The sequence below is a fragment of the Salinilacihabitans rarus genome, assembly GCF_024296665.1.
Taxonomy (GTDB): Archaea; Halobacteriota; Halobacteria; order Halobacteriales; family Natrialbaceae; genus Salinilacihabitans; species Salinilacihabitans rarus.
This window is the reverse complement of record NZ_CP100762.1, coordinates 2,532,988-2,552,411: the sequence shown is the minus strand read 5'-3', so window position 1 is coordinate 2,552,411 and position 19,424 is coordinate 2,532,988. Positions and strand designations below refer to the sequence as shown.

Here is a 19,424-nt window from a genome sequence, read left to right as displayed (position 1 = left end):
ACGGTATGCGCCCGCTGGGGGAATCTGCCCGGTATGGACCCACGCATCCGTGAGCACGCCGAGATCATCGCGAACCACTCCGTCGACCTGCAGGCGGGCGACAACGTCGTGATCGACGCCCACCCGGTCGCCGAGGACCTCGTCGTCGCGCTCCACGAGGTGATCGGCGACGTCGGCGCGAACCCGGTGACGACGAGCCAGCGCACCGGCAAACGGCAACAGCGAGCCTACCTTCGCGCCGCGGACGACGAGTTCGAGACGCCCGCACACGAACTCGCGCTCATCGAGGAGACCGACGTCTACATCGCCATCCGCGCGAGCGACAACGTCACCCAGACCAGCGACGTCGCCCCCGAAACCAGCGCCGCCTACCAGCAGGCCCACCGCCCCATTCTGGACGAGCGGCTCTCGACGCGGTGGTGTCTCACGCAGTATCCCGCGCCCGCGAACGCCCAGTTGGCGGAGATGAGCACCGAGGCCTACGAGAACTTCGTCTGGGACGCCGTCAACAAGGACTGGGCGGCCGTGCGCGAACACCAGGGGCAGATGGTCGAGATTCTGGACCCCGCAGACGAGGTCCGGATCGAAAGCGGCGACGCGACGGACCTCACGATGTCCGTCGCGGGCAACCGTACGATCAACGACCACGGCGAGCACAACCTCCCCGGCGGCGAGGTGTTCACCGCGCCCGTCCCCGACAGCGTCGAGGGCGAGGTGCTGTTCGACATGCCGCTGTACCACCAGGGCCGGGAGATCACGGACGTCTACCTCGAATTCGAGGACGGCACCGTCGTCGACCACGCCGCCGAGAAGAACGAGGATCTGCTGACCGAGGTCCTGAACACCGACGACGGCGCCCGCCGGATCGGCGAACTCGGCATCGGGATGAACCGCGACATCGACCAGTTCACGTACAACATGCTGTTCGACGAGAAGATGGGCGACACCGTCCACATGGCGGTCGGCCGCGCCTACGACGAGACCGTCGGCGAGGGCAACGAGCAAAACGACAGCGCGGTCCACGTCGACATGATCGTCGACATGAGCGAGGACTCGGTCATCGAGGTCGACGGCGAGGTCGTCCAGCGCGACGGCACGTTCCGGTTCGAGGACGGTTTCGAGGAGTAGCGACCGCGGCGAGCGCAGCGAGTCGCGGCTTTTTCATCGACGTTTTTGCGCGAGCGGTGGCGAACGAAGTGAGTCACCCGAGCGGAAAAAGGTCGGAGCGACTCGGTCATCGAGGTCGACGGCGAGGTCGTCCAGCGCGACGGCACGTTCCGGTTCGAGGACGGCTTCGAGGCCCCAACCGGCCGTCGGTCCGATTTCTTCCTCTCCCGTCGAAATCCCGGTCGAAGCCGGCAGGCGCAGGCTCAAGCGCCTCACGTCGGACCCGGGTAGCCGACACCGTCGAATCCGACCGCGGCGCGGCGACGAAACCCGGCCACGCACGGAACACCCATGAAAACCAGCCTCGAGGTGGAGTACTGGGTCGTCGACGACGACGGCGACCTCGTCTCCGCCGACCCCCTCCTCGACGTCTCGGAGCAGGTCGACCCCGAGTTCGTCGAGCCGATGATCGAGATCAAGACCACGCCGTGTGAGTCGGCGTCGGAACTCCGCGCGGACCTGCTCGGACGACTCGGCCGCGTCGTCGACCGCGCCCGCGAGCACGACAGGCGCCTCGTCCCGCTGGCGACCCCGCTTTCCGCCGCGCCGTCGGAGCTTCCGTACCGCGAGTCCGAGAGCACGGCGCTGCAGCGGCGGATCCTCGGCCCGGCGTTCGGCGACGCCCGCTTTTGTGCCGGGACGCACGTCCACCTCGAACGGTCGAACGTCGTCGACCAGCTCAACGCGCTGACGGCGCTCGACCCGGCGTTCGCGCTCGTCGCCAGCGCCGCCCACCACCGCGGCGAGCGGCTGCTGGCGTGTGCCCGCCCGTACCTCTACCGGCGGAGCTGTTACGGCGGCTTCCCCGAACAGGGACAGCTCTGGTCGTACGTCGATAGCGTCGCGGAGTGGGACGCCCGCCTGCGGGAGGCGTTCGACCGCTTCCGCGAGACGGCACTCGCCCGCGGCGTCGACGAGTCGGCGTTCGACCGGGAGTACGACCCCTACGAGGCCGTCTGGACGCCCGTCCGGCTGCGCGAGGCGGTCCCGACCGTCGAGTGGCGCTCGCCGGACGCCGCGTTGCCGAGCCAGCTGCTCGAACTCGCAGGGCAGGTACGCGCGGTCGTCGCCCGCGCCGAGGCCCGCGGGACCGTCGTCGACCCCGGCGGCGACGGCACCGACGACGACGGCCGGGTCGGGCTCCCGGCGTTCGAGACGGTCGAACGAACCGTCGACGCGGCCATACGCGACGGCGCCGCCGATCCGGCGGTGTGTCGCTACCTCGAACGGCTGGGCCTCGACCCCTCGCGGTTCGACCCGCTGGGCGACCGGCTGCCCGACGGGCGGCTCTCGCGGCGCCGCGCGCGGCGGCTCCGGCTCCGGGCGGCCGGCTGGCTCGAAGCGGACCTCGAACGGACGGCCGTCCGCGCCTGACTCGCGCCTCCGCGTTCGGAGCCCGCGGCTCCCGCCGTCGCGGTCGAGGACTACTTGTACGCCGTCGATGTGCACCCCGAACTACTTGCGACTCGGCTCGCCACTCCCCGCCGTGGCTTCCCCGCTACTCCCCGAAAGCACCGCGCTGCCCGTTCGCCGCACCTACGACCCGGACGCCGGTCGACTGGTGATCCACCTCGACGTCATGCCCGCGACCGCCGACGACCTCTCGCTTCGCGTCGGCCCGAGCCGCATCCACGTCCGCCTCGACCGCCCCGACGGCGGCCGCTACGAGCGCTCGTTCGAGCCGCCGACGGACCGCGTCTTCACCGACGACCGGCGGGCGGTCTACCACAACGGCGTCGTGGAGATCACGCTGGGGCTGGAGTAGGAGGCGTGGAAGAGCGGGCACGATGGGATTCGAACCACGGTCGCAGCGAGCTGCTCCCTGATTCGAATCCCACGCGATCCTCGATTCGTTGCTCGCGTTGCTCGCAACGGAATCAGCGGGCACGATGGGATTCGAACCCACGACCATCGGATTAGAAGTCCGACGCTCTGTCCAGACTGAGCTACGTGCCCTCGCGTACACGTTGGTCGGGCAACCGGTATAAGCGGTAGGGATTTCCGTCAGCCGTGGAACCGGTACAGCGACGTGACGTACGGCAGGCGGTTTGCCATCCAGATGGCGACCGGGAGGCCGACGACCGTGATCGCGAGCAACGCGGCGAGGTTCGCCCAGAACCAGCTGAGCCACCAGCCCACGAGGACGAAGTAGATCGCACGGACGACGAGCGACGGCTGCCCGCGGGTGGCATCCGGTTCGGTCAGCGACCGCGGTTCGGCCAGCGTCAGGACGGTCGGGACGAGGTTGATGAGTTTGATCCCGATCGGGAGCAGGACGATCGTCACGTTCAGCGCCCACGCGAGGTTGACCACGACGGGCGTCAGCCACCAGCCGACGAAGACGAACCAGATCGCCCGGACGAGGAGGGACCGCTGTGTCATACCCGAGGAAGCCAGCCGGCGGGGATAATTCCACTGATCGACGGCGACCGAACCGATCGCACGTCGAACGACCGCGGACACTCGTCCTCGTCGTCCACGAGCGGGGGCACCTCGACGTCGACGGCCCCGTACGCGACGTCCTCGCGCTGCTCCTGCCGGATCGTCGGCCCGAACCGCGAGGAGCGCTCGACGTCGGACTCGATCCGGCGGGGACGGCCGTCCTCGTCCAGCCACTGGGTGAGCGTGACCGACGACGGCTCGGTCGCGTCCTCGACGCCGCCGTTTCGTTCGAGGTCCGCGTACGCGTCCGCGTCGGGCGCGAACTCGATCACCCGCAGTTCCCGCCCGTCCAGCGCGTCGGTCCCGCGGTCGTACACCGCGGAGATGTCGAGGAGCGATCGCTGGCTCCCGGCCAGCGTCGCCTCCTCCCAGTCGACCGCCTGCTCGGGATACCACGCGTCTTCGACGTTCACCAACCAGGAGGACGAGCACCGACGGTACAGCGTGTCCCCGTCGAGGTACCACTCGTCGGCGTCGCGGTCGTACCATTCGTCGACGTCGCCGTCGGCATCGACGCGCGCGCGAGCCAGACGCTCGCGTTCGTTCACCCGACGATACCCCGACAGCGTCGCGCGAACGTCCTCGTCCCGGTGGGTCGCCGCCAGCCGACCGGACAGCTCCGACTCGTAGCCGTCGACGCCGTCGAGCGCCTCGACGCTCCGTTCGACCGCCTCGACCGCCCCGGGGTCGCTCGGTTCGCGGCGATCCAGACAGCCGGCGACGGGAAAACCGATCGCGGCGGCCGCCGCGCCGCGAAGGAGGGTCCGTCGCGTCGACGAGTCGTCGTCGGTCGGATCGGGGGAGGGCATACTCGTTCACGGCGAACCGCACCAGATAGACGTTCCGGTGTCGGGCGCCCGCCGTTCGGGCCCGAACGCGAGACACAGTCCTTATGCACGCGTCGCCTGTATCACGGGGTGATGCACGTCATCGGAACCGTGGGCCTGCCGGGCAGCGGCAAGGGCGAGGCCGCGACGGTCGCGCGCGAGGAGGGCGTCCCGGTGGTGACGATGGGCGACGTCGTCCGTCAGGAGACGAAAGACCGCGGGCTCGACCCCGCGAGGGATCACGGGACGGTGGCCCAGGCGCTGCGCGAGGAGGACGGCCCGGCGGCGATCGCCGAGCGCTCGCTCCCGATGATCGAGGACCGACTGCGCGACCACGAGACGGTGCTGGTCGACGGCATCCGCTCGGGCGTCGAGGTCGACGTCTTCGAGGAGCGCTTCGACGAGGACTTCACGCTCGTGAGCATCGAGGCGCCCTTCGAGGTCCGCAGGGAGCGCGTCGAGAGCCGCGGGCGCGACGCCGGCGAGGACGACGGCGGCGAGGGACTTGCCGCCCGCGACGACCGCGAGCGTGGCTTCGGGATGGACGAGGCGATGGACCGGGCCGACGTCGTCGTCGAGAACACGGACACGCTCGCGGCGTTTCACGACCGCATCCGGACCCTCATCCGGGAGGGGACCGACCCCCAGCGACTCGAACCATGACCGAGATCTACCGCGTCGACGTCGAGATCACCGCGCCGGTGTCCGACACCGAGGTGACCGCGCGGGTCGCCGACGCCGTCGCCAACCTGTTTCCCAACGCCGACATCGAGGAGAGCTACGGCGAGATCCGGGGCGAGACCCACTCGCTCGACCGCCTCTCGGAACTGCTCCACCGTCAGGAGATCCTCGACACCGCCCGCGGCGAGTTCTTCTCGAACCGCGAGGGCGACGCCTTCTCGTTCGCGCTGAAGAAGCAGGCGGCGTTCGAGGGCCGGGTCAACTTCGCGGTCGGGGAACCGGCCGAACTCGGCGACATCGCGGTCCGCGTCCGCGTCGACGAACCGAGCGTCGAGGAGTACGTCGACCACGTCGCCCCGCCGACCGAGGACGGGCGGCCGATCGAGGGCTGAGTCGACCGCGTCGACGGCTCAGTCGTGGGGGTGGGTCCGCTGGACCGCCTCGCGGACCGCCTCCGTCCGCCCCAGGAAGGTGACGTGATCGCCGTATTCGAGCGTGAAGCTACCGTCCGGGACGTGGGTGTCGCCGTCGCGGCCGACCAGCGCGACGAGGACGCCGTTCGGAAGTTCGCCGTCTAGCTCCGCGATGCTCTTGCCGGTGAGGTCCTCCGCGGTGATCTCGATCTCCTGTACGTCGCCGCTCCGGCCGAGTTCTGTCATCCAGTTCGACAGCTCCGGCCGCTCGATGACGTTGTTGATGGCCCACGCGGTGGCGTCCGAGGCCGATATCGCCCGCACGCCCAGTTCCTCGAACGGCTCGACGTTGTTCGGATTGTTCGTCCGGGCGATGACCCGCTCGACGTCGAACTGCGATTTGGCCAGCTGACAGACGAGCAGGTTCGCGTCGTCGTTGCCCGTCGCGGCGATGACCGTCTTCGCATCGTCCGCGCCGACCTTGCGGAGCATCTCCGAATCGGTTCCGTCGCCCCACTCCACCGTAAAGCCCGCGGCGCGGGCCTGCTCGACGATGTCCTCGTTTTTCTCGATGATGACGACGTCTTCGCCGCGGTCCCCGAGCCGTTCGGCGAGCGACCGTCCGACTTTGCCACCGCCGACGACGAGTACGCGCATGGGAAGTACGTCGAGGTACTCCGCAATCTTTCTTGCGAGACCGCCCTGGAAGACGACCGTCGCGAGGATGACCAGGAACACCGTCCCCGCCAGGATGTCCGCCTGCGCCGCGAGCGCCGGGTTCCCCTGTTCCTCGGCGATGGTCGTGAGTTCGATGGCAAACAGCGTCGCGACCGACGCGGGGATGATCCCGCGGGGGGCGACGAGGCTGACGAACAGCTTCTCCCGGGTCGTGAAGACGGTGCCGGTCGTCGAGACGAAGACCAGCAACGGTCGGAGGACGAGCGTCAGCACCAACACGAGCGCGACGCCGCCGAGCCCCAGTTCGAGCAGCGTCTCGATCTCGATGAGCGCGGCCAGCGCGATGAAGATAAACGAGAGGACGAGCAGCGTGATGTCCCCCTTGAACTCCTCGATGGCCTCCTCGTAGGGGAGGTCCGCGTTTCCGAGGATGATGCCCGCGGTGGCGACCGCCGCGACGCCGGCCTCCGTGGCGATGGTGTCGGCGACGCTGAACGCGACGATCGCGCCGGCCAGCGCGATCAGGCGAGCGTTTTGCGGCGCGTTCTTCGCCGAGAGGTCCACGTACGTGATGAGGTACCAGAGGACGGCGGCGACCAGGATGCCGACGCCGAGCCCGATGCCGACCCGTTCCGCGAACGCGCTCACGAAACTGCCCGCCACGATCTGCTGGGCGGTAAGCGCCTTGAAGACGACGACCGCGAGGATGGCGGCCGTCACGTCGTTGACGATCCCTTCGGTCTCCAGTGCCGCCGCGACCGGTCGGCGGACGGGAACGACGCTCAGGATTGGCGTGATCACCGTCGGCCCGGTCGCGACGAGCAACGCCCCGACGACGAGGGCGATCCCCCAGTCGGCGTCGAGGAGGAACCTGACGGCCAGCGCCGTCCCGAGAAACGAGATGAGCGCCCCGATCGTAACGAGTCGGAAGGCCGCCGACGGCGCCTCCCGGAGCTTGTCGACGTGGAGGTGAAAGGCCCCCTCGAAGACGATGATCGCGACGCTCAGCCCGACGATGGTCGACAGCGCGCTGCCGAACGACTCGCTCGTGACGATGCCGAGTCCCTTCGGCCCGACCGCGATCCCCGCCACGATCAGAAACAGGACACTCGGCACGCGGTATCGGTCCGCGAGCACCTGGGACGCGACGCCGAGCACGATGATGACCGCGACGATCAACATCAGGTTCGGCTCGCTGTCCGCGGTCGTTAGTAGCACGATCGCACCCCCCACCGGTCCGTCGACGCGGGTCGAATAGGTCGCGTGAGCCGCATTCCCATCACCATATCTGTGTGTCAGTCGTTACTGTCTTTCGTTACCGCGACGTCCCGTCGGTCGGGGCGTCGCGTACCGCGGTCGGCACAGCGGCATCTAAGCGGCGAGAGACGACGGTTCGGACCCGGCCGGACCCGGATAGAACGCGCCGGCGTACGGTCCGACGGTCGAACGAACGCGGTCAGCCGAACGGCCCCATCCCGCCCATGCCGCCACCGCCACCGCCGCCCTGCATCTGCTTCATCATCCGCTGCATCTCCTTCTCCGAGCCCATGTTCTGGAACTGCTTGATGGTACGCTCCATCATCTTGTACTGCTGGAGCAGTTCGCGGACGTCCTCCTCGCTGGTGCCCGACCCGCGGGCGATGCGCTCGACCTGGCTGGCACCGACGGCGCGGGGGTACTCCTTCTCGGCGTCGGTCATCGAGTCCATGATGACCTGGAACTTCCGCATCCGGTCCTGGGTGACGTCCATGGCGTCGTCGGGCAACTGGTCTTTGATCCCGCCGCCGAAGCCGGGAATCATGTCGAGCACCTGATCCAGCGGCCCCATGTTGTTCATCGCCTCCATCTGTTTTTGCATGTCGTTCAGGGTGAAGTTGCCCTGAAGCATGTCCTCGGGGTCCCAGTCCTCTTCCTCGATCTGGGTCTGCTCCATCGCGCGCTCGACGCGCTCGGCCAGTTGGCCGAGATCGCCCATCCCCAGCAGCCGGGAGATGAAGCCGTTGGGCTCGAAGCGCTCGACGTCCTCGACCTCCTCGCCGGTGCCGAGGAACGCGATCGAGGAGTCGGTCTGGTCGACGGCGGTGAGCGCGCCGCCACCTTTCGCGGTCCCGTCGAGTTTGGTGATGACGACGCCGTCGATGCCGATCGACTCGTCGAACTGCTGGGCCTGCTCTTTCGCCCCCTGACCGATCGCGGCGTCGAGGACGAGCAGCGAGGTGTCGGGCTCGACGACGTCCTCGATCTCCTCGATCTCGTCGATCAGGTCCTCCTCTAGGGCGTGACGACCCGCGGTGTCGACGATGTGGACCTCGGCGTCGCTGGTCGCCTCGAGGCCGTCGCGGGCGATCCGGACCGGGTCGTCGGCGTCGGGGTCGCCGTAGAAGTCGACCTCGGCCCGTTCGCACATCTGCTCGGCCTGATCGTAGGCGCCGGGGCGGAAGGTGTCGGTCTGGATGACCGCCGGGCGCAGCCCCTTCGTCGAGAACCACCACGCCATCTTCGCCGCGGAGGTGGTCTTCCCCGACCCCTGCAGGCCCGCGAGCAGGATCGTCTGCTCTTCGAGGGGGAGTTCGGTCGACTCGCCGATGAGGTCGACCAGTTCCTCGTAGACGATGCGGAGGACGAAGTCACGCGCCGGGGTGCCGGCGGGCGGCTCCTCGTCGAGCGCGCGGTGCTTGATGTTGTCCGACAGCTCCATCACGAGCGAGACGTCGACGTCGGCCGACAGCAGGGAGCGTTGGATCTCCTTGACGACCTCCTCGACGTCCTCCTCGGAGATTCGGGACTTCCCGCGGAGTTTGTCGAGGGTGCCCCGCAGAGAACTGCCGAGATCGTCGAGTACCATTTACCGGGGCTACGGGGCGGCGGCGTTAAAGGCTTTTTCTCGGCCGCTCTCCCGTCGACGCCGGCGAGGGCGCCGGCCACCGGTCGCCGGCCGCCGTCAGCAGGTATTTGACGACGCCGCCGATACGGACGCGTATGACCGATCCGTCGGACGAGCCGACCGCGGAGGAACTGGCCGAGGACGACGCCGTCACCGTCACGGTCGAGGACGGCCTCTACGTCGCGACCGACGACGACACCGGCATTTCCAGTCAGGGGGGCAGCGAGGACGAGGCCCTCGAGAACCTCGCCTCGGTGCTCGCGACGTACGAGGAGGGCACCGCCGGAAGCGGGGACGACTGGCTCTGAGCCGGACGGGGTTATAAGCCGGCGCCCGTGGACCGTACCGCCGCCATGGAGGAGTACGACATCGTCGTCCTCGGCGGCGGTTCGGGCTCGCAGGTCGCGACCGCGGCGGCAGACCGCGGGCTGGAGGCGGCCGTCCTCGAACCCGGCCCGCTCGGCGGCGCCTGCGTCACCCGGGGCTGTGTCCCCTCGAAGGCGCTCATCCACCGCGCCGACCTCGTCTCCGAGATCCGCCGGGCCGACCGGTTCGGGATCGACGCCGACCTCCGCGGGGTCGAGTACGGCGCCGTCACCGAGGCGGTCCACGACACCGTCTACGCCAGGGCCGACCGCCAGCGCGAGTCCCTCGAACGCGCCGACGGCGTGACCCGCTACCGGACCGCCGGCCGGTTCGTCGACGAGCGCACCGTCGAACTCGATGACGGCGGCGACCGGATCCGCGGCGAGGACGTGGTGATCGCCGTCGGCTCCCGGCCCGTCGCGCCCCCGATCGACGGCCTCGACGACGTCGACTACCTCACCAGCGACGACGCGCTCTACCTCGACGAGCGACCCGATAGCCTCGCCATCGTCGGCGGCGGCTACATCGGCGCGGAACTGGGCTACTTCTTCGCCGCGCTGGGGACCGAGGTGTCGATCGTCGGCCGCAGCGACCGCCTCGTCCCCCGCGAGGACGACGACGTGAGCGACCTCGTGACGGCCTCGATCGACCGGTACTGCGAGGTGTACGCGGGCCACGAGGCCCGGGCCGTGCGGGAACGCGACGACGGGAGCGTCGCCGTGGCCGTCGAGGCGGGCGACGACGAGGAGACGGAGGTGGCGGCCGACGCGCTGCTCGTCGCCGCCGGCCGGCGGCCGAACACCGACACGCTCGACCCCGAGAACGCCGGCGTCGAGGTCGACGACCGGGGCCACGTCGAGGTCGACGAACGCCTCGCGACGACCGCCGACGGGGTGTGGGCGCTCGGGGACGTCCTCGCGGCGTACCCGTTCAAGCACGTCGCAGACTACGAGTCCCGCGTCGTGGCCGCGAACGTCCTCGACGACGCCGGCGAGACCGTCGACTACGAGGGGGTCCCCCACGCCATCTTCACCTCGCCGCAGGTCGCAAGCGTCGGGGAGACCGAGGGCGAACTCGCCGAGGCGGGCGTCGAGTACGAGTCGACGCTCGTCACCTACGACGCGGCGCCGAAGGGCCTGATCCTCGGCGAGGACGAGAGCTTCGTGAAGGTCCTCGCCGAACCCGGCGGCGGCGAGATCCTCGGCTGTCACGTCGTCGGCCCGGAGGCGGCGACGATGATCCACGAGGTCGCCGTGACGATCCAGTCGGGGCCGGGCACCGTCGACGCCGTCGCCGACGCGGTCCACGTCCACCCCGCGCTGAACGAGGTGGTGCTGAAGGCGTTCGACGACCTCTCCTCGCGGTCGTACTCGACGGCGCCGGACTGGCGGGGGACGAACGGCTGACGGCCTACTCGCCGCCGGTCTCGACGGCGCCGTCCGCCGCGAGCCACTCGGCGAGGCTCCCCTCGTAGAAGCCGACGTCCTCGAAGCCGAGCCACCGCAGGACGACGAAGGTGTGGCTGATCCGCCGGGCCGTGTTGCAGTAGAGGACGATCCGGCGGTCGGGCGCGATGCCGCTGTCGGCGAGCAGGTCGCGGACCTCCTCGCGGGGTCGCAGCCGGCGGCGCTCCTCGTCGACGACCTCGCGCCAGTCGAAGCGGACCGCGCCGGGGAGATGGGCCTGCGCGAACTCGCGGGGGTCGCGAGTGTCGACCGGCAACGCGCCCTCCTCGATCGCGTCCTCGACCGCCGCGCGGTCGACCAGCGGGCTCTCCGCGGACGCGAGCGGGTCGGGTTCGTACGTCGTCGACTCGAACGCGGGGGCGTTCGTGGTCGTCTCGCGTTCGCGGCTCCACGCGCTGTAGTCGCCCGCCAGCAGTCGCACGTCGGGGTGGCCGTACTCGTGGGCGGTGACGAGAAAGCGCGCGGCGAAGACGCCGAAGGTGTCATCGTAGGCGACGAGCGTGTCCCCGCGCTCGATCCCCGCCTCCGAGAGCAGGGCCGCGAAGGCGTCCGCGCCGGGGAGCGTCCCCCGGTCGGCGTCGCCGTCGTCCCGGAACCGGTCGAACGGGACGTTCGCCGCGCCGGGCAGGTGACCGATCCCCTCGAACTCCCAGCCGTCGCGTACGTCGACGACGCGCACCTCCGGGTCGTCGAGGCGGTCGGCGAGCCACTCGAACGAAACGACGACGGAGTCGTCCATCGGTCTCCCGCTTCGGCGCGACGGTCGTCAGCGCGTCGATGGCGGCACGTCTCTCTCCCGTCCCGAGCCCGAGGCAACGTTTGCCGGCCGGCGGCGCCGGCGTCGCGGCGCGGCGGCGCGTTTCGCCGCCGAGCGGCCCCGCCGCGCCCGCGGCGGCGCCGTTCGCGGTGCCGGACCGGACGAGTCGCGGCAAGCGTTTCCGATATGGATCGGCGGCGACCGAATTGGCCGGTTGGCCAGCCGCTAAACGGGGCTCCGCCCAAGTGAGGGCCACATGGAAGACGACGATTACGCGAACGACGTGCTCGTCTCGGCCGACTGGGTCGAGGCGCGACTCGACGAGTTCCGGAGCGACGACGCCGACCTTCGGCTGATCGAGGTCGACGTCGACACCGAGGCCTACGAGGCGGAACACGCCCCCGGCGCGGTCGGGTTCAACTGGGAGACCCAGCTACAGGACCAGACCCGCCGCGACGTCCTCGACAAGGAGGCCTTCGAGGACCTGCTGGGCAGCCACGGGATCGACGACGACTCGACGGTCGTCCTCTACGGCGACAACTCGAACTGGTTTGCCGCCTACGCCTACTGGCAGTTCACGTACTACGGCCACGACGACGTCCGCCTGCTCGACGGCGGCCGCGAGTACTGGGTGGAGAACGGCTACCCGACCACCGACGAAGTGCCGGCGTACCCCGAAGTCGAGTACGAGGCCGGCGGCCCGCGCGAGAGCGTCCGCGCCTACCGCGAGGACGTCGAGAACGCCATCGAACGCGGCGTCCCGCTGGTCGACGTCCGCTCGCCCGAGGAGTACCGCGGCGATATCCTCGCCCCGCCGGGCCTGCAGGAGACCGCCCAGCGCGGTGGCCACATCCCCGGCGCGAAGAACATCTCGTGGGCCGCCGTCACCGACGACGACGGCACCTTCAAGAGCCGCGCGGAACTCGAGGAACTCTACGCCGCCGAGGGCATCGACGGCGACGAGACGACCGTCGCCTACTGCCGTATCGGCGAGCGCTCCTCGGTCGCGTGGTTCGCCCTGCACGAACTGCTCGGCTACGAGGACGCCGTCAACTACGACGGGTCCTGGACCGAGTGGGGGAACCTCGTCAACGCGCCGGTGGAGAAAGGCGAGGCGGAGAGCGACGCCTCGTAGCGGAACGGGGAGGCGAAGCCGACCCGTGGAGAAAGGCGAGGGGGACCGAACGGAGTGAAGGAGTCCTCGTAGCGGAGCGGTGACCGAAGGGGACCCGTGTGCCGACTCGACCGTCTCCGGCCAACCCAGTGTACGGGAACCGGAACCGTTACCGCGTTCGCGTCGGAGCGGTGAACCGATGGCCGACGAGAACTCGTGGCTCTCGAGTCGCACGGCGACGAACCAACTGCTCGTGGTGACGATCGTCGTCCTCGCGGCGGGGTTCATCAGCGTCGACGGCGGCTACGGAGGGCTCCAAGTCGTCGCGGAACTGTTTCTGGTGGTCGTCCTCCTCGGTGCGATCGTCCTGTTTCTCGGCTGGTTGGTCAGCCCGGACCGACCCGACGCGGAGAGTCGACGGGACGGCGACCGCTAGCTCGACCGGCCGGGTCCGGCGGGCCGCCCGCCACCGCGGGACTGGCCGTTGTCGACGACGATAGGCCTAACTTCCGGCCTCCCCGAACGAACGTCCATGACCGATCCCGACGCCGAGAGTTTCGTCGAGACCGTCCGCGAGGAGAACCGCACCGCCCTGTCGCGACTGGGGTCGTCCAAGTCGCTGTACGCCGCCACCGGGGGCGAGATCGACGCCGGACCCGTCCTCCGGGCGACCGCCGACGCCGAGCACGCCGCCCGGGAGACCTTCGAGGCGTGGGCCGACGACGAGACCCACGACGGCGCCCGCGAGGCGTTCGCGGCGACCGCCACGGAGGAGCGCGGCCACTACGAGACCGTCGCCGAGCGCGTCGACGACCACGACCCGGCGGCGGCCGACCTCCCGGCGCTGCACGGGTACCTCCGGGACCTCGACGACACCGTCGAGCGCCTCGGCGCGCTCGTCGGGCGGACCCTCGCCAGCGAGCGCTCGAAAGATCAGGTGATCGGCTACTTCGTCGGCGACGCCGACCCGGAGACTGCGGGGCTCTTCCGGGAGTTCGAGGCCGACCTCGACGACCAGCGCGAGCGCGCGACCGACCTGCTCGACGCGGTCTGCGAGGACGAGGGGGACTGGGAGCGCGCCCGGGAGGCTGCTACGGGTGCGATCGAGGCCGCCTACGGCGAGTACGTCGAGACGCTCGAAGGGATGGGCGCGAACCCGAAGCCGGTCTGTTAGTCCGGGAGTCGCCCGCGGCCGCCGCTACCACTCCCGTTCGAGGTACTCCTCGAACCGGTTGAACGCGACGTCGTGGTCGGCCTGCAACTCGTCGATCGGCGACTCGTAGCCGGCCTCGTTGAACCACTCGAACATCACCGCGTACTCCTCGCCCTGGTGCTCTCGAACGTCGTCGATCGACAGGTGGTGAGCGCGGACCTCGCTCCCGAGCGCGTCGGCAAAGCGCACCGCCATCGCGCGCAGCGTGAGTTCGTCGCTCGCGAGTTCGAACGCCTCGCCGACGTACCGGTCGGGGTCGGCGAAGACTTCGGCGACGAACGCCCCGAGGTCCTCGACGTCGAGCACCTGCAGCGGCGTCCCCGGTTCGAGCCCCATCGCCAGCGTGCCGTCCTCGATCGACTCGCGAAAGCCCGCGAAGTTCTGCGCGAAGAAGACCGGCCGGACGACCGTCGCGGGGAGGCCGCGCTCGTCGATCAGCCCCTCGATCTCGAACTTCGAGTCGAAGTGGGGGATGCCGGTGTCGCGCTCGGCGCCGCCGACCGACGAGAAGACGAGGTGGTCGACGCCGACCTCGTCGGCGAGGTCGACCACGTTCGTCCCCTGATCGACCTCGTCGTCGTAGCCGTGTTCCCAGAAGTTCGTCATCAGGAAGACGCCGTCGGCGTCCGCGATCAGCGGCTCGATCGTATTTTTCTCGGCGATGTTCCCCTCGACGACCTCGGCGCCGCGCTCGGCGAGGTCGCGGGCGGCAGGACCGTCCGTGTCGCGCGTGAGCGCGTCCACGTCGACCCCGCGGTCGAGCAGGTGGCGGGCGACCGCCCCGCCCTGGGTGCCGGTCGATCCGATCACGAGAACCTCGTCCGGTGCCATGGCGGGGACGGTACGACGATCCGTCACAAGAATCCCGGGCGGGCACCTGCAACGGTCCGGCGGCCACACCTCGGCCCCGGGGCCGGCCGCCCGTCGGGTGGTTCACAGCGGCTGGTAGTGTGGGAGCGGCAGCGGCGGGAGGTCGACGCCGACGACCGCGAGGCCGTGCTGGAGCGGGACGTAGCCGAGGACGACGAACGCGGCCCCGAGGAGCCGGTGGAGGCGGGCGCGCGTCTCGACGCTCACCGACTGGAACGCCGTCGCGTACAGGAAGAGCGCGGGAATCGTCCCGAGGCCGAGGGCGGCCAGCGAGGTGGCGCCGGCGAGGGGCGACCCGAGCACGAACGCGTAGAGGTACGCGGGATACGTGATCGGGCACGGAAACAGCCCGTGGGCCGCGCCGAGGCCGACGATCCGCGGGCCGCCGACCCACGCGTCGACCCGGGCGAGCAGCCGTCGCTGGAGCCGTCCGAGCGCCGGCCCGAGCAGCGGCGCCGCGAGGCCGCCGCCGAGCGCGCCGCGCCCGAGCAGGTAGTTGAGCCCCATCGCGACGATGAGCGCGCCGACGAGGACCCCCGCGACGAGGTGGACGTCCGAGACGACGGCGCTGACCGACCGCGGCGTGACGAACGCGAGCGACCCGGCGAGGCCGAACAGCCCGCCGAGCAACGCGTAGCTGGCGGCCCGCCCGAGGTTGAACAGCGCGTGCTGGCGGACCGCCCGCACCGTCAGGAGGTCCCGTCTCGGGTCCTCGGCCGCCCGCAGGCGGTCGGCGTACGTCGTCACGAGGGGACCGCACATCCCCAGACAGTGCGCCCCGCCGAGGAGGCCGATCAGGAGAAACACCGACGTGGCGACCGGTTCGGCGCGCGTCGGATCGAGTCCCGGATCGGAGCACGTCGAGAGAACGGCCGCCGCGACGCTCATTCGAACGCCGACCGGACCGCGACGACGTCCTCGAAGACTTCCTCGACGCTCGGCCCCCGCACCGGGGTGAAATCGCCCGTGTACGCGCGCTCGACGTACCCCTCCGGGTTGACGAGGAACGTCAGCGTCAGGTGGGTGAAGTCGTAGGCCCCCTCGTCGGCCGCGTCCCCGGCGTCACCGCCGTCGCGCTGGAACGCGACCCCGAGGCGCTCCTCGACGACCGCCTTGGCCTCCGCGGCGTCCTCGGGGCGGAGGTAGTGCCAGTTGCCCGCCTCGAGATCGACGCGGTTGAGCCTCGCGTGGTCTTCGAGCACCTCGGCCGTGTCCCGCTCGGGGTCGAAGGTGATCGCGAGGAACGTCACCTCGTCGTCGATCCCCTCCCGGATCGTCTCGCGCTGGACCTCGGCGAGGCTGCTCACCATCATCAGACACTCGGACGGACAGGAGGCGTAGATCGCCGTGCAGACGAAGACGTCGTCGATGTCGGCGGTGTCGACCGTCGTCCCGGCGATCGGATCCGGGAGCGTCACGTCGGGGAACGGTTCCCCGTGGGTGGGGTAGGAGAGGTCCGCGCCCTCGGGCGGCCCGTCGGCGGGAGGATCGAGGGCCGTTGGCCCGCCCTCGTCCTCGAAGGCCTCGGTTAGACAGCCGCTCGCGGCGACGAGCGTCCCCGCCGCCGCGCCCTGCAGTAGCGTCCGTCGGTACATCGTACCGACGTAGTGACGGGCCGGGCAAGAGCCGTCTGGTGCGATCGTCGAACGGCGGCCGCGACCCTACGCCTCGTCCCCGAGCAGGCGGTCGGCCATCTTCTCGGGGTCGAACCGTTCGAGGTCGTCGTACCCCTGACCGACGCCCAGAAAGAGGATCGGCTTCCCGGTGACGTGGGCGATCGAGATGGCCGCGCCCCCGTTGGAGTCGGCGTCGGCTTTCGTCAGGATGGCGCCGTCGGTTTCGACGGCCTCGTTGAACTCGCGGGCGCGGTTGACGGCGTCCTGACCGGCGACCGCCTCGTCGACGAACAGGGTCAGGTCGGGGTCGACGACGCGGCCGATCTTCTCGAGTTGGTCCATCAGGCCCTCGTCGGTATGCAGTCGGCCCGCCGTGTCGCCCAGCACGACGTCGACGTCGTTTGCCTCGGCGTACTCGACGGCGTCGTACAGCACCGCGGCCGGGTCGCCGCCCTGTTCGTGGCTGATGAGCCTCGTGTCCCGCGCCTCGGCGTGCTCGCGGATCTGCTCGTTGGCCCCCGCGCGGTAGGTGTCGCCGTTTGCCATCACGGTCGAGTAGCCACGCTCCTCGAGGTACCGGTCGAGTTTGGCGATCGAGGTCGTCTTCCCGACGCCGTTGACGCCCGTGAAGATGATGACGACGGGTTTGTCCTCGACGGCGAGGCGCTCGTCGAAGTCGAACTGGCCGACGCTGATCACGTCGAGGATGGCCTCGCGCAGCGCCTCCTCGACGACCGCGCCGGTCGAGGTGGTGAACGTGCGCGTCTCGCCGACGAGTTCCTCGCGGATGTTGTCGAGGATCTCCTCGGCGACGCTCATCTCGACGTCGCTCGAGAGCAACGCGAGTTCGAGTTCGTGCAGCGGCCCTTCGAGGTCGTCCTCCTCGATGACGAACCGCCCGCGCACGAGCGACTTCGCCTTGCGGCCAAAGCCCGTCGCGTTCGGGTCGGCCGACTCGCCCGCGTCGGCGTCGCCGCCCGCTTCGGGTTCGGAGCCGGCGGCCGCATCCGCCCCGGGCGCGGCTTCGGGTTCGGCCTCGGCGGTATCGGCGTCCGGCTGGCCGATCGCCTCGTCGTCCGACTCGGGCCGGCCCGTCGTCTCGGGCTCCGCAGCGACCGCCGACGGATCGGTAGCCGACGGCCGGGCGTCACCCTCGGGGTGCTTCGGATCGACGGCCGCTTCGGGGTCCGCCGGGGCCTCGACGGCCGCGCCGGGCGAGTCGCCCGCGTCCGCCTCCGCGTCGGCCCCCTCGGGGGCGTCCTCGACGTTCTCTTCGGGGGCGTCCGCGAGTTCCTCCTCGGGGACCGCCTCGACGTTCTCCTCGGCCGCCTCCTCGGCCTCCTCGCGGAAGCTCCCGAGCTTCTCCTTCAGGTTGTCGAACATGCCCCGGTCCTACTCTTCGTCTCCGCCCTGCATCCCCTGCATCTGCTGGCGGAGCGCCTGCTGCTGGAGCTGCTGGGCCTGCCCTTCGAGCTGGGTGCTCTCGGCTTCGAGTTCGGAGATCTCTTCGGTGATCTCGTCGATGCGGTCGTCGAGGCGGTCTTTCTTGTTCTCGAGGGCGTCGACGGCGCCGTCGCGCTCGAACTCCGCGGCGTAGTCGGCGCCGAGTTCGACGATGACCTCCTCGACGTCTTCGACGCGCGCGCGGACGTAGGCGCCGCCGCCGAGGGGAACCTGGACGACCGAGTCCGTCTCGATCGATTCGAGGGCCTCGATCGCCTCGTCGACCTCGGTCTGGCGCTGGCGGATGTTCTCGACCGACCCCTGGAGGGCCTCGATCTGTTCCTGGATCTCCTGAAGCTGCTGGGAGAGTTCCTGGAGTTGCTGCTGGCTGCTCATCGTTCCGCGACCTCCTCGAGTTCGACCTGCGTGCGCTTGACGCCGTGGCGACTGCCGAGTTGCGAGAGGACGTGCTCGCGGGCGACGGACTCGTTTTCGGCCTCGATGGCCGTCTCGAACTCCGTGTAGCTCGAACGATCCTTGAACCGACCGGTGACGGTGAACTTACTCATGCTAACCCCTGCGTCGGGGAGTCGGAAGAATGTTCCCGTTCGTGCGAGCACCCGGGAGAAGCCGGACAGCGGGGCGGGAACCGTCGGCAGTCCGACTCGAACGCCGAGACGCGCACAATGGTTTTGCTTAAATATCACAATACCAACCGGCGACTGATGGGACGGCGGTCCCCGCCGACCGACCCCGCATAGGACCACAGGGAAGTATTCGAACGTTCCAAGGCCGATTCCGACGACCTTCGATCAACACATTTATTATCGTGTTTGCATTGTATTTGCAATACTGCCCAACACCGATGCGTCACTTGGGCGGACGACACACAATGAACCGCAGGAAATTCATCTCGAACCTCGGCGTCGCCGCCGTCGCCGGCGGTGGCGCCGCGACGACCGCCGCGGCCGAGAGCGACGACGACTCCTACCAGATCGAACTGGAGCCCGGAACGTCCGTCTCGTTCGCGGAGACGTACTTCGGCGAATCGTTCATCTACGCGCCGCTTGCAGACGGCAGCACCTACTACCTGTTCCTGAACCGGAACGGCTGCTGTGAGGTGGACCGGGTCGTCATGGTGCTCTCCGAGACCGGCGAGGTGCTGTACCTCGAGAGCCTCGACGGCGTCCTCTACACCGTCGACGAAATCGGGGCGATGGCCGACCGGATCGGCGAGATGGCCGACCGGATCGTCTACACCGAGGAACTCATCGTCGAGACCGAGTACCTCGTCGTCGACGTCATCACGTACACGCAGGACAGCGTCCTCGAATTCGTCGACATGCTCGACCCCATCGACTGAGTCGGGGTCCGCGGGGCGCCGCGGCGGGGTTCGCTCCGACGCCCCGGGCTACGAACGTGGGCGTTCGGCCGGCTACGGCCTACAGAACGGACGAAGAGTACTATAGTCGACGACGTCTCGCCGG

23 protein-coding genes and 1 tRNA gene are annotated in these 19,424 nt (G+C 69.7%); 11 read left to right on the top strand and 13 right to left on the bottom strand.

The genetic code is table 11. The features are described 5' to 3' along the window. Positions 1-33: 33 nt before the first annotated feature. Positions 34-1,128 (top strand): aminopeptidase, encoded by a 1,095-nt coding sequence (locus NKG98_RS13345; RefSeq protein WP_254766411.1) that lies wholly within the window; start codon positions 34-36, stop codon positions 1,126-1,128. A 33-nt stretch (positions 1,129-1,161) separates the two neighbouring features. On the opposite strand, the gene NKG98_RS13340 is transcribed toward NKG98_RS13345, so the two are convergent. Next, the gene (locus tag NKG98_RS13340) at positions 1,162-1,374 is read right to left on the bottom strand and encodes a hypothetical protein (protein WP_254766410.1); all 213 of its coding nucleotides are present in this window, start codon (positions 1,372-1,374) and stop codon (positions 1,162-1,164) included. An 84-nt stretch (positions 1,375-1,458) separates the two neighbouring features. On the opposite strand from NKG98_RS13340, the gene NKG98_RS13335 reads away from it, so the two are divergent. Both NKG98_RS13335 and NKG98_RS13330 read left to right on the top strand, forming a co-directional pair. Then, entirely contained in the window at positions 1,459-2,541 is a 1,083-nt protein-coding gene (locus NKG98_RS13335; protein WP_254766409.1) for a glutamate--cysteine ligase family protein, read from the top strand. Positions 2,542-2,653: 112 nt separating this feature from the next. Then, positions 2,654-2,932 (top strand): Hsp20/alpha crystallin family protein, encoded by a 279-nt coding sequence (locus NKG98_RS13330; RefSeq protein WP_254766408.1) that lies wholly within the window; start codon positions 2,654-2,656, stop codon positions 2,930-2,932. A 116-nt stretch (positions 2,933-3,048) separates the two neighbouring features. Here the strand turns inward: NKG98_RS13330 and NKG98_RS13325 are convergent. From NKG98_RS13325 to NKG98_RS13315, 3 genes are all read right to left on the bottom strand, one after another. Continuing rightward, positions 3,049-3,123 (bottom strand) — tRNA-Arg (locus NKG98_RS13325). Positions 3,124-3,171: 48 nt separating this feature from the next. Further along, entirely contained in the window at positions 3,172-3,549 is a 378-nt protein-coding gene (locus NKG98_RS13320; RefSeq protein ID WP_254766407.1) for a YccF domain-containing protein, read from the bottom strand. Then, a complete protein-coding gene (locus tag NKG98_RS13315; protein ID WP_254766406.1) occupies positions 3,546-4,418 on the bottom strand; it encodes a hypothetical protein in 873 nt (290 codons plus the stop codon). Before NKG98_RS13315 ends, NKG98_RS13320 begins: the two co-directional genes overlap by 4 nt. Positions 4,419-4,529: 111 nt before the next feature. On the opposite strand from NKG98_RS13315, the gene NKG98_RS13310 reads away from it, so the two are divergent. After that, positions 4,530-5,099: an AAA family ATPase gene (locus tag NKG98_RS13310; RefSeq protein WP_254766405.1), complete on the top strand. Its 570-nt coding sequence runs from the start codon at positions 4,530-4,532 to the stop codon at positions 5,097-5,099. Beyond that, complete coding sequence (locus tag NKG98_RS13305) at positions 5,096-5,509, top strand: RNA-binding domain-containing protein (RefSeq protein ID WP_254766404.1); 414 nt, start codon at positions 5,096-5,098, stop codon at positions 5,507-5,509. The genes NKG98_RS13310 and NKG98_RS13305 overlap by 4 nt, the downstream gene beginning before the upstream one ends. An 18-nt stretch (positions 5,510-5,527) precedes the next feature. On the opposite strand, the gene NKG98_RS13300 is transcribed toward NKG98_RS13305, so the two are convergent. Together NKG98_RS13300 and NKG98_RS13295 are read right to left on the bottom strand one after the other, a co-directional pair. Continuing rightward, the gene (locus NKG98_RS13300) at positions 5,528-7,390 is read right to left on the bottom strand and encodes a cation:proton antiporter domain-containing protein (protein WP_254769475.1); all 1,863 of its coding nucleotides are present in this window, start codon (positions 7,388-7,390) and stop codon (positions 5,528-5,530) included. A gap of 274 nt (positions 7,391-7,664) precedes the next feature. Next, positions 7,665-9,053, bottom strand: a complete 1,389-nt coding sequence (locus tag NKG98_RS13295) for a signal recognition particle protein Srp54 (RefSeq protein WP_254766403.1) — start codon at positions 9,051-9,053, stop codon at positions 7,665-7,667. A gap of 134 nt (positions 9,054-9,187) precedes the next feature. Between NKG98_RS13295 and NKG98_RS13290 the strand changes: the two genes are divergently transcribed. Together NKG98_RS13290 and NKG98_RS13285 are read left to right on the top strand one after the other, a co-directional pair. After that, positions 9,188-9,400, top strand: coding sequence for a type II toxin-antitoxin system HicB family antitoxin (locus tag NKG98_RS13290; RefSeq protein WP_254766402.1), 213 nt, complete (start codon positions 9,188-9,190; stop codon positions 9,398-9,400). Between the two features lie 45 nt (positions 9,401-9,445). Continuing rightward, positions 9,446-10,864, top strand: coding sequence for a dihydrolipoyl dehydrogenase (locus NKG98_RS13285; protein ID WP_254766401.1), 1,419 nt, complete (start codon positions 9,446-9,448; stop codon positions 10,862-10,864). Between the two features lie 4 nt (positions 10,865-10,868). On the opposite strand, the gene NKG98_RS13280 is transcribed toward NKG98_RS13285, so the two are convergent. Further along, on the bottom strand, positions 10,869-11,663 hold the full coding sequence (locus NKG98_RS13280) for a sulfurtransferase (RefSeq protein ID WP_254766400.1): 795 nt from the start codon (positions 11,661-11,663) through the stop codon (positions 10,869-10,871). Positions 11,664-11,937: 274 nt separating this feature from the next. On the opposite strand from NKG98_RS13280, the gene NKG98_RS13275 reads away from it, so the two are divergent. The 3 genes from NKG98_RS13275 to NKG98_RS13265 all read left to right on the top strand — a co-directional run bounded on the left by NKG98_RS13275 (position 11,938) and on the right by NKG98_RS13265 (position 13,969). Further along, complete coding sequence (locus NKG98_RS13275) at positions 11,938-12,816, top strand: sulfurtransferase (protein WP_254766399.1); 879 nt, start codon at positions 11,938-11,940, stop codon at positions 12,814-12,816. Positions 12,817-12,994: 178 nt separating this feature from the next. After that, positions 12,995-13,231: a hypothetical protein gene (locus NKG98_RS13270; RefSeq protein ID WP_254766398.1), complete on the top strand. Its 237-nt coding sequence runs from the start codon at positions 12,995-12,997 to the stop codon at positions 13,229-13,231. Between the two features lie 96 nt (positions 13,232-13,327). Beyond that, positions 13,328-13,969 (top strand): rubrerythrin family protein, encoded by a 642-nt coding sequence (locus tag NKG98_RS13265; RefSeq protein ID WP_254766397.1) that lies wholly within the window; start codon positions 13,328-13,330, stop codon positions 13,967-13,969. A 24-nt stretch (positions 13,970-13,993) separates the two neighbouring features. On the opposite strand, the gene NKG98_RS13260 is transcribed toward NKG98_RS13265, so the two are convergent. The 6 genes from NKG98_RS13260 to rpl18a all read right to left on the bottom strand — a co-directional run bounded on the left by NKG98_RS13260 (position 13,994) and on the right by rpl18a (position 18,506). After that, positions 13,994-14,839 carry an NmrA/HSCARG family protein gene (locus NKG98_RS13260; protein WP_254766396.1) on the bottom strand — a complete coding sequence of 282 codons (846 nt, stop codon included), beginning with the start codon at positions 14,837-14,839 and terminating at the stop codon, positions 13,994-13,996. Between the two features lie 102 nt (positions 14,840-14,941). Then, entirely contained in the window at positions 14,942-15,766 is an 825-nt protein-coding gene (locus NKG98_RS13255) for a sulfite exporter TauE/SafE family protein (protein WP_254766395.1), read from the bottom strand. Beyond that, the gene (locus NKG98_RS13250) at positions 15,763-16,473 is read right to left on the bottom strand and encodes an SCO family protein (RefSeq protein WP_254766394.1); all 711 of its coding nucleotides are present in this window, start codon (positions 16,471-16,473) and stop codon (positions 15,763-15,765) included. The genes NKG98_RS13255 and NKG98_RS13250 overlap by 4 nt, the downstream gene beginning before the upstream one ends. Before the next feature lie 66 nt (positions 16,474-16,539). Next, positions 16,540-17,877, bottom strand: a complete 1,338-nt coding sequence (gene ftsY, locus NKG98_RS13245) for a signal recognition particle-docking protein FtsY (protein ID WP_254766393.1) — start codon at positions 17,875-17,877, stop codon at positions 16,540-16,542. Between the two features lie 9 nt (positions 17,878-17,886). Then, on the bottom strand, positions 17,887-18,333 hold the full coding sequence (pfdA, locus tag NKG98_RS13240) for a prefoldin subunit alpha (protein WP_254766392.1): 447 nt from the start codon (positions 18,331-18,333) through the stop codon (positions 17,887-17,889). Beyond that, positions 18,330-18,506 carry a 50S ribosomal protein L18Ae gene (gene rpl18a / locus NKG98_RS13235; RefSeq protein ID WP_254766391.1) on the bottom strand — a complete coding sequence of 59 codons (177 nt, stop codon included), beginning with the start codon at positions 18,504-18,506 and terminating at the stop codon, positions 18,330-18,332. Before rpl18a ends, pfdA begins: the two co-directional genes overlap by 4 nt. 323 nt (positions 18,507-18,829) lie before the next feature. Between rpl18a and NKG98_RS13230 the strand changes: the two genes are divergently transcribed. Beyond that, a complete protein-coding gene (locus tag NKG98_RS13230) occupies positions 18,830-19,300 on the top strand; it encodes a hypothetical protein (protein WP_254766390.1) in 471 nt (156 codons plus the stop codon). Positions 19,301-19,424 lie beyond the last annotated feature (124 nt).